We start from the raw sequence: 14,549 nt of genomic DNA on the forward strand, positions 1-14,549 counted from the left end.
GTCTCAGCCTTTCTTTTTCGCGGGCTTCTTGTCGACTTTCTTCTTCGGCTTTTCGGCCCTCGCCTTCTCGGCGGCCTTCGACACCTTGCCGGCTGCGAGCTTGGAAAGCTGTTTGGTGTAGTCCTTGTAGAGCGCGCCGGCACCCCAGCCCTTGCCCTTGTTCTGTTTTGACAGGGCTTCCATGATCGCAACCAGATTGTCGTCGCGGATCTTTTCGAGTTCGCGGATCGACCATTGGTCGGACTGGTCGTCGGATTGGGTAGCGATCAGGTCGACCAGTTCGTCATTGAACTCCGGCACGTCCATCAGCTTGGTCCATGGCCATTTCAGGCATGGCCCGAACTGCGCCATGAAGTGGCGCATGCCCGCCTCGCCGCCGGCAACACGATAGACCTGGAACATGCCCATCTGCGCCCAGCGCAGGCCAAAGCCATAGCGCATGATGTCGTCGAGTTCCTCGACCGTGCAGATGCCGTCCTTGATCAGCCAAAGCGCCTCGCGCCAGGAGGCTTCGAGCAGGCGGTCGCCGACAAAGGCCTCGATCTCCTTGCGGATCACCACCGGCTTCATGCCGATCGACGCGTAGATTTCCTTGGCGACCTCGATGGCCTCCGGAAAAGTCTGCTCGCCACCAACGATCTCGACGATCGGGAGCAGATAGACCGGGTTGAACGGGTGGCCGACGACCAGCCGCTCAGGATGCTTCTTCATCGCCACCTGCATGTCGGACGGCTTGATGCCCGAGGTCGACGAGCCGATGATCGCATTGGCCGGCGCGTGCATGTCGATCTCGGCCAGCACCTTGTGCTTGAGGTCGAGCCGTTCCGGCACGCTTTCCTGGATAAAATCGGCGTCGGCCACGGCTTCCGCAATGGTCTTGGCGAAGGTCAGTCTGCCTTCCTTGGGCAGGCCGCCGGGCAGCATCTGCTTGTAGGCGCGGCGCGCTCCCTTCATCACTTCGCCGACCTTGCGCGAAGCCTCCGGATCGGGATCGAAGATCGAAACGTCGATGCCGTTCAACAACAAGCGCGCGACCCAGCCGGCGCCGATGACCCCGCCACCGATGGCAGCTGCTTTGGTGATGATGCTCATGAGAAAGCCCCCCAGGCGAATCTAGATTATGTCGCGATCAGGCCGCGAGTGGCGCACGCTTTACGAGGTTGAGCTTCTTGCGCACCTCCTCGGGACCGATCACCCGTGCGCCCATATTCTCGACGATCGTGACGGCGCGTTCGACCAGTTGGGCGTTGGTGGCGAGCACACCCTTGCCCAGCCAGAGATTGTCCTCGAGGCCGACGCGCACATTGCCGCCGGCAATCACCGCGGCTGCCGCATAGGCCATCTGGTTGCGGCCGAGCGAAAAGGCCGACCAGTTCCATGTCGAAGGCACGTTGTTGACCATTGCCATGAAGGTGTTGAGGTCGTCGGGCGCACCCCACGGCACGCCCATGCACAGCTGCACTAGCGCGTCAGGCTTGAGCACGCCTTCCTCGACCAGCTGCTTGGCGAACCACAAATGGCCAGTGTCGAAAGCCTCGATCTCCGGCTTGACGCCAAGTGCGGTCATCATGCCGCCCATGGCACGCAGCATGCCCGGCGTGTTGGTCATGACGTAATCAGCCTCGGCGAAATTCATGGTGCCGCAATCCAGAGTGCAAATCTCTGGCAGGCACTGGCGCACGTGCTCCATGCGGTTGGTGGCGCCGCCCATGTCGGTGCCAACTTCCTTGAGCGGCAGCGGCGCTTCCGGCGAGCCGAACACCATGTCGCCGCCCATTCCGGCGGTGAGGTTCAACACGACATCGACATTGGCGTCGCGGATGCGTTCGGTCACCTCGCGATAGAGATGGACATCGCGCCGCGGCTTGCCCGTCTCAGGGTCGCGGACATGGCAGTGCACGATTGCGGCACCGGCCTTGGCGGCATCGATGGCAGCATCGGCGATCTGCTTGGGCGAGCGCGGCACATGTGGGCTGCGGTCCTGCGTGCTGCCGGAACCGGTCACGGCACAGGTGATGAACACGTCCTGGTTCATGGCAAGCGGCATCGGACTTCCTCCCAATCGGATACACGATCAACATGCCTGACTTGCAGAAGTCTGTTTTGCATTTTACGAAATCAAAATGGCAAAAAGCGAAAAGCTCACGATCTTTCGCGCCGAGCGCATGCCGCTCAAGGTGACCATGCTGGTGTTCTCCGGCGCATCGATCATGTGCGTGGCGTCAGCCATCGACCCGCTGCGCGCGGCCAACCGCATCGCCGGTGAAACGCTGTTTGATTTCCGGCTGGTCTCGGTGACGGGCGAGCCGGCGATGACCACCTGCGGCCTGCCGGTGGCGATGAGCGGCGCCTTCGACCCTGATGAGGCAAGTGACGTCATCGTCGTCATCGCCGGTTTTGGCACGCAAGGCTACGCGACCTCGAAGCTGCTCGGCGGTTTGCGGCGAGCCGCCCGCCGCGCCCGCGCTGTCGGCGGCGTCGAGGCCGGCACATGGCTGGTCGCCCGCGCCGGACTGCTCGAAGGCCGCGCGGCGACCACGCACTGGGAGGACATGGAGGATTTTTCCACCGCCTTCCCCGAGATCGACGTGCGGCCCGACCGCTACGTCATCGACGGGCCGGTGTTCACCTGCGGCGGTGCCGCGCCGACCTTCGACCTGATGCTGCATCTTGTGCGTTCGCGGCTCGGCATGGCCGTCGCGCTCGATGTCGCCAGCGTGTTCATCTACGATCAGTCGCGCGCGGCGACCGACGCTCAGCCCCTGGTTTCGCTCGGCCGGCTCGACGGCTACGACCCGCGTCTCGCCCAGGCGATCCGGCTGATGGAAAGCCATGTCGACCAGCCGCTGACCATCGCGGCGATTGCCAGGCGCGCGGGCGTGACGGCGCGGACCTTGGAGAGCATCTTTCGTGCCTCGATCGGCGAGACGCCGGGCACCTATTATCTTCGCCTGCGCCTGAGTGCTGCGCGGCGGCTGGTGGTGGACACCAAGGTAAGCATGGCTGAGATCGCCGAGCGCACCGGTTTTTCCTCGGCGGCAGCCTTTTCGCGCAGCTTTTCTCGCGCTTTCGGCTCAGCCCCAGTCAGGCTAAGGCGGGGTTAGCTGCGGTTTGCCATTATCCAGTCGACGGCAGCCACGAGATCATCGACCAACGCAGTGGGCGCCGGCCCAAACCTCGCCTCATCTCCCGGCCGATATTTGCCCGTCCGAACCAGCAGCGCAGCACCAAGGCCAGCATTCAACGCGCCAGCGACATCGCTTTCGGCATCGTCGCCCACCATCACCGCCTCGCTCGGCAGGCAATCCAATCCTGCGAGAGCGGCGAGAAAGAAATCCGGCGAAGGTTTTCCGAGCACGGTTGCCTTTCGACCGCTCGCGAACTCCAGCGCGGTCACAAAGGCACCGGCATCAAGGCTGAGCTTGCCATCCCCAGCCTTGAAGGTGCGGTTGGTGGCGAGCGCCACGAACTCAGCGCCGTCGACCAGTTCGCGAAAAGCCCTGTTGAGCCTCAAATAATCAAACGCCTCGCCGGCATCGCCAACGACAACTGCCTTGTGCGGCCGGCCCTCAGACCCGGTGAACTCCGGTTCAAGCTCGGCATGAACAAGCAGATGCGGCGAGCAGCGATGGGCGCGCAACCATTCGACTGCCGCTCGCGCTGGCGTCAGCAGTTCGTCGTCGCTGATGTCGATGCCAAGGCCGGCAAGTTGCCTGATGATGGCGGCACGCGGCGAGCGCGTGGTGTTGCTGACAAAGCGAACGGCCAGGCCTTCCGCCCGCAATCGCCCTACGGCATCGACCGCGCCCGGTATCGGCGTGTCGCCGTCATAGACGACGCCGGAAAGGTCCAGAAGCACCGCGCGTATCATCGGCGAAGGATGGCCGACCATCCTTCGTTCGTCAAACCCGAGCTGTCAGGCGGCGCGGCTTTCAGAACCGATGCGCGAGCGCATGTTCTGGGCAAGCACGGCTTCGAGCCGCAGCGCAACCGCCCGGCTCCAATCGTTGGACTGTTCGGCCTCCACAAGCGGAGGCAGGGCCATCAGGCGATCAACGAAAGATGCGGTCTGCGACCGGCAAAGCAGGGCGTCGATCTCTGGCTCGTTGGAATGTGTGAAAGTCTTTTGTTCCCGTCTCATGCGCCGTAAGTCACTGATTCGACGGGCGTCTTGAGGGCGAGAAAGAGGCAATATGGCGGCAAGGGGGAAGTGCTAATTCCCCCTCGCCGATTGGTTGCGGCATCAAACGTAGCGGTTGACCACGTTCTCCAGATATTCCTGCCGGCCCGACTTCGGCTGCGGCTCGATGCCGTCCTTGATCACGCGCGCGGAGATGTCTTCGAGCGTGCGCTGGCCGCCCAGCATTGCCTTGGCCTCAGGCGAATTCCAGCCGGCATAGCGGGTGTCGAGCGGGGCGGACAACGCCTTGTCCTCGATCATCTTCGCCGCCGCCTTGAGGCCGCGCGCGCAGGCATCCATGCCACCGACATGGGCGATCAGCAGATCTTCTGGATCCAGCGACTGGCGGCGCAGCTTGGCGTCGAAATTGGTGCCGCCGGTCTTGAAGCCGCCGCCTGCGAGCACCTGGTAGTAGGCCAGCGCCATCTCCGGCACATTGTTGGGGAACTGGTCAGTGTCCCAGCCCGACTGGTAGTCGTTGCGGTTCATGTCGATCGAACCGAAGATGCCGAGCGCGTTGGCGGTCGCCAGCTCATGTTCGAAGGAATGGCCGGCCAGGATCGCGTGGCCCTGCTCGATATTGACCTTCACCTCGTTTTCCAGCCCGTACTTCCTGAGGAAGCCGTAAACGGTGGCGACGTCGTAATCATACTGGTGCTTGGTCGGCTCCTGCGGCTTGGGCTCGATCAGGATCGTGCCGGTGAAACCGATCTTATGCTTGTAGTCGACCACCAGATTGAGGAAGCGGCCCATCTGGTCGAGCTCGCGGCCCATGTCGGTGTTGAGCAGCGTCTCGTAACCTTCGCGGCCGCCCCACAGCACGTAATTCTCGCCCTTGAGCCGCTTGGTGACGTCGATGCAATGCTTCACCGTCGCCGCCGCATAAGCAAAGACATCGGGATCCGGGTTGGTGGCGGCACCCGACATGAAGCGGCGGTTGGAAAACAGGTTCGCCGTGCCCCAAAGCAGCTTGACGCCCGTCTGCTTCATCTTGCCTTCGAAATGATCGGCGATCTCGTCGAGACGCGTTGCACTTTCGGAGAAAGTCGCACCTTCAGGGCGCACATCGGCATCGTGGAAGCAGAAATAAGGGACGCCCAGTAGCGAAAACAGCTCGAAGGCAACGTCCGCCTTGAGTTTGGCATGTTCCATCGTCTCGCCGAACCAAGGGCGTTCAAACGTCTGGCCGCCAAACGGGTCGCCGCCCGGCCAGGCGAAGGTGTGCCAGTAGGCGACGGCAAAGCGCAGATGATCTTCGAGGCGCTTGCCCAGCACGATTTCGTCGGGATTGTAGTGGCGGTAGGCCAGCGGGTTCGTGCTGCTGGTGCCTTCATATTTGACGGGTTTGATGTCGCCGAAATAGCCGGTGCTCATAGGGGAACTCCTTTCAATGAGTGCCGATAACCGCCCGTTGCCGGGCGGCGTGCGAAATTCCGAATTCGATTACCTCTGCGGTAATTGGTCTGGGTCGAGCCCAATGGCAAAACGGCTGCGTCAACGAAGACATCCCTGACGGAGACCTCAAATGACCGACCACAACACCATCGCCCGGAACTACATCGCCGCCTGGAACGAGACCGACGCCGCGCGCCGGTCGGGACTTGTGGAAGCTGCATTCACCAGCGGTATTCAGTACCGCGACCCGATCATGCAGGGCGACGGCCACCAAGGCGTCGCGGCGCTGATCCAGGGCGTGCATGCGCAGTTCCCGGGCTTCCGCTTCGCGCTCAAGGGCAATGTCGACGGCTTCGGCGACAATGTCCGCTTCTCCTGGGGCCTTGGCCCTGATGGTGCCGACGCGGTGATCGAAGGCACCGATTTCGGCGTCATCGAAAACGGCAGGCTGAGCCGCGTAACCGGCTTCCTCGACAAGGTGCCGGCGTAAGCTGGCATCCACTATGGGCTCAGACGGCATCATCTGTCACGGCCTTGATAGCTGGATAGAGCCTGCGGTAACGCCGATACGCCTCGCCATAGGCATCGGCCAAAGCTGCGGCGGGCTCAATGGTTTCGGCGGTCACGGGCGGGGTGCAGACGGCGTAGGGGTCGCCCCCCTCCGCCGCGATCAGGCCAAGGCGTGCGGCACCGAACGCCGCACCGAAGTCGCCACCGGCGGGAATGTCGACAGGAACGCCAAGTGCGGTGGCAATCGCCTTCAGCCAGTAGCGTGAGCGCGAGCCGCCGCCGATCGCCGTCACGCGCTCCAGCGTGGTGCCGGCCTTCTCAAGCGCTTCAAGGCTGTCGCGGAAAGCGAAAGCAACACCTTCGAGAACGGCTTGCGTCATCCCCGCGCGGTCGATCTCATGTGCAAGGCCGGTGAACGAACCACGGATCGCCGCATCATTATGCGGTGTGCGCTCGCCCGAGAGATAGGGCAGGAAGCTGACGCCCGACGGCGCACGCAATTCATCGCCCAGTTCGCCGGTCAATTCCCCAGCATTCTTGCCGGTGATGTTGCTCAGCCAGTTGAGCGAATCCGTCGCCGACAAGATGACGCCCATCTGATGCCAGGCATTGGGCAGCGCGTGACAGAAGGTGTGAACGGCGCTTTCGGGATTGGGCAGATAAGCGCCGTTGGCGGCAAACAGCACGCCAGATGTACCGAGCGACACAAAGGCAGAGCCCGGCCGAACCGTGCCCATGCCACAGGCTGAAGCCGCGTTGTCGCCTGCCCCACCCGCGATCACAACCGAATGTGCCATGCCCCATTTGGCGACCAGTTCGGCGCGCAATTGTCCGGCACGTTCGGTGCCTTCGACCAAATGCGGCATGTGGCTTTCATCGAGATCGGTCGCGGCCAGAAGTTCGGGTGACCAGCGTCTCCCCGCAACATCAAGCCATGCGGTGCCCGCAGCATCAGACATTTCGGAGATGTGCTCGCCCGACAGCCAGAGCCGGAGATAATCCTTGGGCAAAAGCACCTTGGCGACCTTGGCGAAAATGGCCGGCTCGTTGGCCTTCACCCAGGCGAGCTTTGGGGCGGTGAAGCCTGGAAAGACGATGTTGCCGGTGATCTTGCGGAAGCGCGGGTCAGCGTCGAGCCTGGCGGCTTCGGCATGGCTGCGGGTATCGTTCCAGAGAATGCAAGGGCGAAGCACCTTGCCGGCTGCGTCGACCAGCGTAGCGCCATGCATCTGGCCGGACAGGCCGATGCCGCGAACGGCAGCGAGTGCTTTAGGATACGTCGCCTTCAGCTCGGCAATGGCAGCTTCGGTGGCGCGGATCCAGTCGGCCGGATCCTGCTCGGACCAGCCGGGATGCGGCCGCGACACGTCGAGTGAACCGTGACCGGAGCCGACCACCTTCTGCTCGGCGTCGATGAGCAGCGCCTTGACGCCCGATGTGCCGAGATCCAGCCCGAGATACATGATCGCTCCTCCCGAACGAGCCATTCAGGCGCGAAAAGTCAGCGCGTGGGCCCTTCAATTCAACTGGCGCAACCGGCAAAACGGTTCAGGTCGCCGCCCGTTCCTCCGACGGACATCGTTTCATACCAAAAAATCCGTGGCCTGAAAGTGGCAAGGCGGCTATTTTTTTCGAATCTCGCAATAAATATCAAACCACTGTGAAACGGGCCGACTGGCGGCGCTGTAGCGAAGGCGACGGCCATCGCGCCGGCGCCGCAAAACCTCAGTGTCCGGTGCGCACCGCGGCAGCCGCGATGCCCGCGCCGACCAGCAGCGTGCCGCCGGTGCGGTTGAAGATGCGAATGGCGCGCGGATTGGCAACCACGCTGCGGGCGCGGGCCGCGACCAGCGCGTAACCGAAGGCATTGGCAAAGGCGAGCGTCAGGAAGGTCAGCTCGAAGATCAGCATCTGGGTCCAGAAATCGCCGTTGCGGTCGAGGAACTGGGGCAGGAAGGCGACGAAGAAGGTGATGCTCTTGGGGTTGAGCGCGGTCACGATCCAGGCATGCGCCATCATCTTGGCAGCCGAGGCGGCGTCCGTCCGTGGCTTGGCGTCGAGCGCTCCACCGGCGCGGAACAGCTTGATGCCGAGATAGATGAGATAGGCAGCGCCAATCCACTTCAGCAAGGTGAAGACGGTGGCAGAAGCCGCAAGCAGCGCACCGATGCCGAGCATCGACAGCGTCATTGCGGTGAAATCGCCGAGTGCCACGCCAACCGCCATCGGCAGCGCGGTGCGCCAGCCCTGGCCGAGCGCGTAGGACACGACCAACAGGATTGTCGGCCCCGGAATGACAAGCAACACCGCAGAAGCGGCAGCAAAGGCGGCCCAACTTTCAAACGACATGCAAACTCTCCCTCTTTGGAAAAGGGATCAAGCTCCGCCATTGCACCGATGTAAAGCCCTTAACGCAGCACACGCGGCGTTCATGCTTTTTCAACCATGAATGGTGAAAATGCGAACTATCCAGCCGGGTCCGCCCGGTGTCTGGCCGCCCCCGCGTAAACAGTGGAATTGTGCCGTGTCGAAATCGCCTGCTCCCTCGAAGCCCGACCTGACCGATCGCGCCCAGAATCTTGCCTCGCGCCGCAAGGTGCTCTTCGGCCTCGGCGCCGCCGGCCTGCTCGCGGGCTGCAGCCGCAGCATGGATTTCGAACTCCCAGCCATGGGGCTCGACACCACCACGACCGGTTCGATCCGGCCGCAGATCAGCGTCGACAAGCAGGTCACTCGCCCCGAGCTGATGTATGCGTCCTTCACCGACGAAGGATACCAGCTGCCCGAAATCCCGTTCGCCAAGGTCGACCCGAAATTTCGCCGCCAGATCGTTGTCGATCCGACCGGCGAAGCCCCCGGCACGATCGTTGTGCGGCTGCAGGAACGCTATCTCTATCTTGTCCAGCCGGGTGGCGACGCCATCCGCTATGGTGTCGGCATTGGCCGCGACGGCTTCTTGTGGAATGGCCGCGCCAACATCCAGTACGGCAAGAAGTGGCCGACATGGACGCCGCCGCGCGAAATGATCGCGCGCAAGCCGGAGTTGGTTAAGTGGGCCGGCGGCCAGCCCGGCGGCCTCGACAATCCGCTCGGCGCACGCGCGCTCTACATCTTCAAGGACGGCCAGGACACCGGCTACCGTGTTCACGGCTCGCCCGAATGGTGGACCATCGGCCAGGCGATGTCGTCGGGCTGCGTACGCATGATCAACCAGGACGTCATCGACCTCTACAGCCGCGTCAACGGCAAGACGCCGATCGTCGTCGGCTGACCACCTATGGCCGGAGTATTTGCTCCGGCTCAAAGCCCTGAATCTCCCATTGCGTCCGCTCCCCGGAAGGGCGCATGCTCAAGAAAATGCCAGATGGGAGGACAACGTCCATGCCTTCGACATTCGTGATCGCGCAAGGTGGCGGACCGACCGCCGTGATCAACCAGACGATGGCCGGCGCTGTGCTCGAAATTCGCCGCCGCCACCCCAGTGCACGCATTCTGGGCTCGCGCCATGGCGTGCGCGGCATCCGCGACGGCGACTATGTCGATCTGACCGACATCGCAGAAGAACAGCTTCTGCGCATCGCCGCGACACCCAGTGCTGCCCTTGGCAGCACACGCGACAAGCCTGACGCAGCATATTGCGAGGTCATCCTCGAAGGGCTGAAAAAGGCCGACGCCCGCGCCTTCATCTATATCGGCGGCAACGACACCGCCGGCACCCAGCAGATCCTGGCCGACGCAGCGCAAGGTTCCATTGCTTTCGTGCACGCGCCCAAGACCATCGACAACGATCTCGAGGAAAACGACCACGTGCCGGGCTTCATCTCGGCGGCGGAGTTCGTTGCCGGCGCCTTTCTCAGCGTCGATCTCGATTTCCGCGCATTGCCCGGCATCTATGTCGGCATCGTCATGGGTCGCCATGCCGGCTTTCTGACCGCTGCTGCGGCGGCCTGGCGCGACGACAACAGCGACGGCCCGCATCTGATCTATGTGCCCGAGCGCGCCTTTTCGGTGCCGCGCTTCATCGACGAGGTGAAGGCTACACTTGCCCGTCATCGCCGTTGCGTCGTCGCCGTTTCCGAGGGCGTCACCACCGCCGACGGCAAGGCCTTGGTCGAAAGCATCGTGCCCGCCGACAAGCTCGAGCGCGACGCGCATGGCAACATCAAGCTGTCGGGCAGCGATTTGAGCCGCGCGTTCGAAAACGCATTGGCCGAGGGGCTTCCGGGCAAGCGTGCCCGTGTCGATGCGCTCGGCTATATGCCGCGCGGCTATATCGGCGCCGTCAACGCGGTCGATGCGCAGGAAGCTTTTGACGCCGGCGTTTTCGCCATCGACGCTGCCGACAAGGGCGGCGGCTCGGTGGCGCTGAAATATGAAGGCGGCAAGACGGTTCTCAAGCTCGTGCCCCTCGCCAACGTCGCCGGCAAGACGCGCCACATGCCCGACGATTACATGCTTTCAGACGTCAACCAGCTGTCGGAAAAGGGCATGGACTATTTCAGGCGGCTGGTGCCCGGCCGCTTCAAGATCGGCAGGCCGTTCGTTTGAAGCCACGTGCCGGCTGGTTTTCGAAAAGCATCGTCGACGCGACGACAACGATGCTGACCGAACCTTTCGTCACCGACTATTGCCGCGCCAACATGTGGCTGGTGCGCGGGCGCAACCTGGATCTTCTGGTCGACACCGGCATGGGCATCTGCCCGCTCGCGCCCGAAATTGATATCCGGCCCGGCAAGCCGCTGCTCGCAGTGGCGACGCATGTGCATCTCGACCATGTCGGCTCGCTGCACGAATTCTCGTGGCGCGCCGGCCCGCGCATCGAGGCTGCGTTCTTCGAGACGATGCCGGACGAAGCAACCTACGCCCACATGTTCCGCGATTTTCCCGGCGCCGTATCCGAGCTGCCCTATCCCGGCTGGAATTCCGCCGGCTACGCGATCGAACCCGCGCCGCTTCACCGCCTGCTCGATGAGGGCGACGTAATCGACCTTGGCGACAGGGCTTTTCGCGTCCTGCATCTGCCTGGCCATTCGCCCGGCTCGATCGGTCTGTTCGACGAGCATGACGGAACGCTGTTCAGCGGCGACGCCATCCATGGCGGGTTTTTGGTCGACGACATGCCGGATTCGAACCGCGCCGACTATTGCGCCACGATGCGCCGGCTCATCGACTTGCCGGTGCGAGTTGCCCATGGCGGCCACGCCGACAGCATCGACGGGCCAAGGATGCGCGAGATCGCCGAGGATTATTTGACGAGGAATGAGGGTTAGGCGCGAGCCGAGTCTGATCCTTCACGCCCAGCAACACCCCCTCTCCGTCACGGCTTCGCCGTGCCACCTCTCCCCCACTTTGTGGGGGCGAGGAAACGCTAGTCGCGTTCTCCGTGCAGGGGAGTTTATTAGGTCCGACCTCGCAGAACTCGGGTTCCTCGCCCCCACAAAGTGGGGGAGAGGTGGCACGGCGATGCCGTGACGGAGAGGGGGACCTTCTACGAGACTACCTCCGAGAAGGTCACCTCGATAGCTCCCAAGCCCTAGCCCAGCCCTTCCTCAAAACCGCTGATCGCCTTGACCTCGAGGAAATCCTCTAACCCCCACTTGCCGCCCTCGCGGCCGAGGCCCGACTGCTTGTAGCCGCCAAAGGGGCTGCCATAAGGACGATCAGCGCCATTGATCTGCACCATGCCGGCCCTGAGCTTGCGCGCCACGCGCTGGGCACGCGCCTTGTCGCCTGATTGCACATAGGCCGACAGGCCGTAGGGCGTATCGTTGGCAATGGCGATCGCCTCTTCTTCCGTCTCGAACGGGATCATCGCCAGCACCGGTCCGAACACCTCTTCACGCGCGATGCGCATGTCATTGTTGACGTCGGCGAAGACGGTAGGCCTGACATAATAGCCGCGGTTGAAACCCTCCGGACGTCCAAGCCCGCCGGCAACGACGCGCGCGCCTTCCTTGATGGCGACGTCGATCAGGCCTTGCACCTTGTCGAACTGCACGTCGGACGACAGCGGTCCGATATGGTCGCCGTCCTCGGCCGGATTGCCGACCTTCACAGTGGCGGCGTACCTGGCGGCGATGTCGACCGCCTTGTCATAGACCGGACGCTGCACCAGCATGCGCGTCGGGGCATTGCAGGACTGGCCGGTGTTTTCAAAGCAATGCGCCAGCCCGCGCGTCACCGCATCTTCAAGGTCGACATCTGCGAAGACGATGTTGGGCGATTTGCCACCAAGCTCCAGCGCCACGCGCTTGACCGTCTCCGATGCTGCCTTGGTGACCGCGACGCCAGCCCGCGTCGAACCGGTGAACGACATCATGTCGATGCCGGGATGGCGCGACATCGCCTCGCCCACGCTCGGCCCGTCTCCATTGACCATGTTGAACACGCCCGCCGGGAAACCTGCCTCTTCCATCATCTCGGCAAAAACGATCGACGACATCGGTGCGATCTCGGACGGCTTCAGCACCACCGTGCAACCGGCGGCAAGTGCGGGCACAACCTTCAGCGTCACCTGGTTCATCGGCCAGTTCCACGGCGTGATCAGTCCGCAAACGCCGATCGGCTCGCGCACGATACGCTCCTGCGGATTTTTCTCGTCGAGCGGCTCCTCAAATTCGAAGCCCTTCAGCACTTCGATGAAGCTCGCGATGTGACCGGCACCGCAGGCGGCCTGGGATTCGAGCGCCAGCTTGATCGGCGCACCCATCTCCCACGAGATCGCATTGGCCATGTCGCGCATGCGCCTGTTGTAGGCGGCGAGCAGCTTTTCGAGCAGCTCCAGACGCTGTTTGCGGCTGGTCGCGCTCCATGCCGGGAAGGCGCGCTGGGCGGCCGCGACAGCCTTGTCGACATCGGCGGCCGAGCCCAGCGAAATGACCGCAAAAGCCTGCTCGTCGGCCGGGTTGATGACCTCGAGCTCCTTCGCAATCGTTGGCGCGACCCATTTTCCGTCGATGAAGAAATTCGTCTTGCGCAGCATGGCGGGCTCCTTGTTTGGCAGATTTGTAGAACAGCGCACAACGCGCCCATGTCTTGAATCCGACCGCATTTGTAGGCCGGCAACCCCAGCGCGGGAAGGCTTGGGTCACTGCTTGGCAGCCTGTGACACAATGTCAGTAGGTTTTGGTAATATAGCCGGTGGCGGGTGGATCGCGCGCCAAGTTGTTTTTATAAGGCTCGTCCATCGAGGCCTCCATCATGTCCATCACAGGTTCGCGCCGCCAGGCGGCGATCGCCTTCATCTTTGTCACCGCCGTTCTCGACATCGTGGCGATGGGCATCATCATCCCTGTGCTGCCGTCGCTGATCGAGGAATTCGTCGGTTCCAATGCCGATGCGGGCTGGATCAACGGTGTCTTTGTCGCGCTTTGGGCCTTCATGCAGTTCGTCTGCTCGCCGATCATCGGTTCGCTGTCGGACCGCTACGGCCGCCGGCCAGTGATCCTGCTGTCGACGGCTGGCCTTGCCGCCGACTATGTGCTGATGGCACTGGCGCCCAACCTGTGGTGGCTGGCGCTTGGCCGCATCGTAGCCGGCATCACCTCGTCGAGCTTCACCACCGTCTTCGCCTACATGGCCGACATCACCCCGCCCGAGGGCCGCGCCCGCGCCTATGGCCTGATCGGTGCTGCGTTCAGCGCCGGCTTTGTCGCCGGCCCGCTGATGGGCGGCTTCCTCGGCGAAATCTCGCCGCGCGCGCCGTTCTGGGTGGCAGCAGCTATGAGCGGGCTCGCCTTTCTCTACGGTGCCTTCGTCCTGCCGGAATCGCTGGCGCCGGAAAAGCGCATGGCATTCTCATGGCGCCGGGCCAACCCTTTCGGTGCGATGATGCTGCTGCGCTCGCACCCCGAACTGACCGGCCTTGCAGGCGTGACCTTCCTTCTGCACTTCGCCCACCATGTCTTCTCAGCCGTGTTCGTGCTCTATGCTGCCTATCGCTACAACTGGCATGCCTGGGAGGTCGGCACATTGCTTGCGCTCGTCGGCGTGCTCGACATGATCGTGCAGGGCCTGATCGTCGGCCCGGTCGTCAAGCGCTTCGGCGACCGCGCCACCATGGTGTTCGGCCTGTTCGGCGGCGCAGTCGGCATCGCCTGCATGGGCTGGGCGCCCACGGGCCTCTGGTTCACGCTGGCGATGATCCCCAATGCCTTATGGGGCCTCGCCATGCCCACAACCCAGTCGCTGATGACCCAGCGCGTTTCAGAATCCGAACAGGGCCAGCTCCAAGGCGCCAATATGAGCGTGGCAAGCATCGCCGGCGTATTGTCGCCGCTGTTTTTTGGCGCTGTCTATGCCTGGACGTTGCGCGAAGGCACGCCGATGCCCTACCCCGGCCTCGCCTTCTACCTCGCCGCCGTCGTGCTGCTTGCCGCGGCCCTGCTCGGCTGGGCGGTTGCCCGCAAGGCCGGCCGTGCCGACGAAGCGGAAAAAACTGCCTGAGATCAGGGACTGAACCCCA

At 63.3% G+C, this 14,549-nt stretch carries 14 protein-coding genes; 6 read left to right on the forward strand and 8 right to left on the reverse strand.

All coding sequences use genetic code 11. The annotated features are described in order from the left end of the window. Positions 1-3: 3 nt before the first annotated feature. Together AC1DLV_RS25795 and bcoG are read right to left on the reverse strand one after the other, a co-directional pair. On the reverse strand, positions 4-1,092 hold the full coding sequence (locus AC1DLV_RS25795; RefSeq protein WP_476802891.1) for a carnitine 3-dehydrogenase: 1,089 nt from the start codon (positions 1,090-1,092) through the stop codon (positions 4-6). A 37-nt stretch (positions 1,093-1,129) separates the two neighbouring features. After that, positions 1,130-2,047, reverse strand: coding sequence for a 3-dehydrocarnitine:acetyl-CoA trimethylamine transferase BcoG (bcoG, locus tag AC1DLV_RS25800; protein WP_476802892.1), 918 nt, complete (start codon positions 2,045-2,047; stop codon positions 1,130-1,132). Between the two features lie 76 nt (positions 2,048-2,123). On the opposite strand from bcoG, the gene AC1DLV_RS25805 reads away from it, so the two are divergent. Next, positions 2,124-3,104: a GlxA family transcriptional regulator gene (locus AC1DLV_RS25805; RefSeq protein WP_476802893.1), complete on the forward strand. Its 981-nt coding sequence runs from the start codon at positions 2,124-2,126 to the stop codon at positions 3,102-3,104. Here the strand turns inward: AC1DLV_RS25805 and AC1DLV_RS25810 are convergent. The 3 genes from AC1DLV_RS25810 to xylA form a co-directional block, all read right to left on the reverse strand. Then, a complete protein-coding gene (locus AC1DLV_RS25810; RefSeq protein WP_476802894.1) occupies positions 3,101-3,892 on the reverse strand; it encodes a TIGR01458 family HAD-type hydrolase in 792 nt (263 codons plus the stop codon). The genes AC1DLV_RS25805 and AC1DLV_RS25810 overlap by 4 nt on opposite strands. A 24-nt stretch (positions 3,893-3,916) precedes the next feature. Further along, positions 3,917-4,045, reverse strand: coding sequence for a hypothetical protein (locus tag AC1DLV_RS25815; protein ID WP_476802895.1), 129 nt, complete (start codon positions 4,043-4,045; stop codon positions 3,917-3,919). Positions 4,046-4,243: 198 nt separating this feature from the next. Beyond that, positions 4,244-5,554: a xylose isomerase gene (gene xylA, locus AC1DLV_RS25820; protein WP_476802896.1), complete on the reverse strand. Its 1,311-nt coding sequence runs from the start codon at positions 5,552-5,554 to the stop codon at positions 4,244-4,246. 151 nt (positions 5,555-5,705) lie between these two features. Between xylA and AC1DLV_RS25825 the strand changes: the two genes are divergently transcribed. Then, positions 5,706-6,065: a nuclear transport factor 2 family protein gene (locus tag AC1DLV_RS25825; protein ID WP_476802897.1), complete on the forward strand. Its 360-nt coding sequence runs from the start codon at positions 5,706-5,708 to the stop codon at positions 6,063-6,065. 19 nt (positions 6,066-6,084) lie between these two features. On the opposite strand, the gene xylB is transcribed toward AC1DLV_RS25825, so the two are convergent. After that, positions 6,085-7,548 (reverse strand): xylulokinase, encoded by a 1,464-nt coding sequence (xylB, locus tag AC1DLV_RS25830; protein ID WP_476836285.1) that lies wholly within the window; start codon positions 7,546-7,548, stop codon positions 6,085-6,087. Positions 7,549-7,810: 262 nt separating this feature from the next. Then, positions 7,811-8,434 carry a LysE family translocator gene (locus AC1DLV_RS25835; RefSeq protein ID WP_476802899.1) on the reverse strand — a complete coding sequence of 208 codons (624 nt, stop codon included), beginning with the start codon at positions 8,432-8,434 and terminating at the stop codon, positions 7,811-7,813. Positions 8,435-8,609: 175 nt separating this feature from the next. Here AC1DLV_RS25835 and AC1DLV_RS25840 point away from each other — a divergent pair, with 175 nt between their 5' ends. The 3 genes from AC1DLV_RS25840 to AC1DLV_RS25850 all read left to right on the forward strand — a co-directional run bounded on the left by AC1DLV_RS25840 (position 8,610) and on the right by AC1DLV_RS25850 (position 11,355). Beyond that, positions 8,610-9,356, forward strand: a complete 747-nt coding sequence (locus AC1DLV_RS25840) for a L,D-transpeptidase (protein ID WP_476836286.1) — start codon at positions 8,610-8,612, stop codon at positions 9,354-9,356. Between the two features lie 110 nt (positions 9,357-9,466). Next, the gene (locus AC1DLV_RS25845) at positions 9,467-10,633 is read left to right on the forward strand and encodes a diphosphate--fructose-6-phosphate 1-phosphotransferase (protein ID WP_476802901.1); all 1,167 of its coding nucleotides are present in this window, start codon (positions 9,467-9,469) and stop codon (positions 10,631-10,633) included. A gap of 50 nt (positions 10,634-10,683) precedes the next feature. Beyond that, a complete protein-coding gene (locus AC1DLV_RS25850; RefSeq protein ID WP_476802927.1) occupies positions 10,684-11,355 on the forward strand; it encodes an MBL fold metallo-hydrolase in 672 nt (223 codons plus the stop codon). Between the two features lie 263 nt (positions 11,356-11,618). On the opposite strand, the gene AC1DLV_RS25855 is transcribed toward AC1DLV_RS25850, so the two are convergent. After that, positions 11,619-13,067: an aldehyde dehydrogenase family protein gene (locus AC1DLV_RS25855; protein ID WP_476802902.1), complete on the reverse strand. Its 1,449-nt coding sequence runs from the start codon at positions 13,065-13,067 to the stop codon at positions 11,619-11,621. Between the two features lie 218 nt (positions 13,068-13,285). Here AC1DLV_RS25855 and AC1DLV_RS25860 point away from each other — a divergent pair, with 218 nt between their 5' ends. Continuing rightward, the gene (locus AC1DLV_RS25860; protein WP_476802903.1) at positions 13,286-14,530 is read left to right on the forward strand and encodes a TCR/Tet family MFS transporter; all 1,245 of its coding nucleotides are present in this window, start codon (positions 13,286-13,288) and stop codon (positions 14,528-14,530) included. Positions 14,531-14,549: the final 19 nt, after the last annotated feature.

It is taken from the genome of Aminobacter sp. 01T433 (assembly GCF_056398585.1).

Bases quoted from the DNA above. Each gene is read 5' to 3' on its own strand.
- AC1DLV_RS25795 (WP_476802891.1), bottom strand. From the start codon at position 1,092: ATGAGCATCATCACCAAAGCAGCTGCCATCGGTGGCGGGGTCATCGGC.
- bcoG (WP_476802892.1), bottom strand. From the start codon at position 2,047: ATGCCGCTTGCCATGAACCAGGACGTGTTCATCACCTGTGCCGTGACC.
- AC1DLV_RS25805 (WP_476802893.1), top strand. From the start codon at position 2,124: ATGGCAAAAAGCGAAAAGCTCACGATCTTTCGCGCCGAGCGCATGCCG.
- AC1DLV_RS25810 (WP_476802894.1), bottom strand. From the start codon at position 3,892: ATGGTCGGCCATCCTTCGCCGATGATACGCGCGGTGCTTCTGGACCTT.
- AC1DLV_RS25815 (WP_476802895.1), bottom strand. From the start codon at position 4,045: ATGGCCCTGCCTCCGCTTGTGGAGGCCGAACAGTCCAACGATTGGAGC.
- xylA (WP_476802896.1), bottom strand. From the start codon at position 5,554: ATGAGCACCGGCTATTTCGGCGACATCAAACCCGTCAAATATGAAGGC.
- AC1DLV_RS25825 (WP_476802897.1), top strand. From the start codon at position 5,706: ATGACCGACCACAACACCATCGCCCGGAACTACATCGCCGCCTGGAAC.
- xylB (WP_476836285.1), bottom strand. From the start codon at position 7,548: ATGTATCTCGGGCTGGATCTCGGCACATCGGGCGTCAAGGCGCTGCTC.
- AC1DLV_RS25835 (WP_476802899.1), bottom strand. From the start codon at position 8,434: ATGTCGTTTGAAAGTTGGGCCGCCTTTGCTGCCGCTTCTGCGGTGTTG.
- AC1DLV_RS25845 (WP_476802901.1), top strand. From the start codon at position 9,467: ATGCCTTCGACATTCGTGATCGCGCAAGGTGGCGGACCGACCGCCGTG.
- AC1DLV_RS25850 (WP_476802927.1), top strand. From the start codon at position 10,684: ATGCTGACCGAACCTTTCGTCACCGACTATTGCCGCGCCAACATGTGG.
- AC1DLV_RS25855 (WP_476802902.1), bottom strand. From the start codon at position 13,067: ATGCTGCGCAAGACGAATTTCTTCATCGACGGAAAATGGGTCGCGCCA.
- AC1DLV_RS25860 (WP_476802903.1), top strand. From the start codon at position 13,286: ATGTCCATCACAGGTTCGCGCCGCCAGGCGGCGATCGCCTTCATCTTT.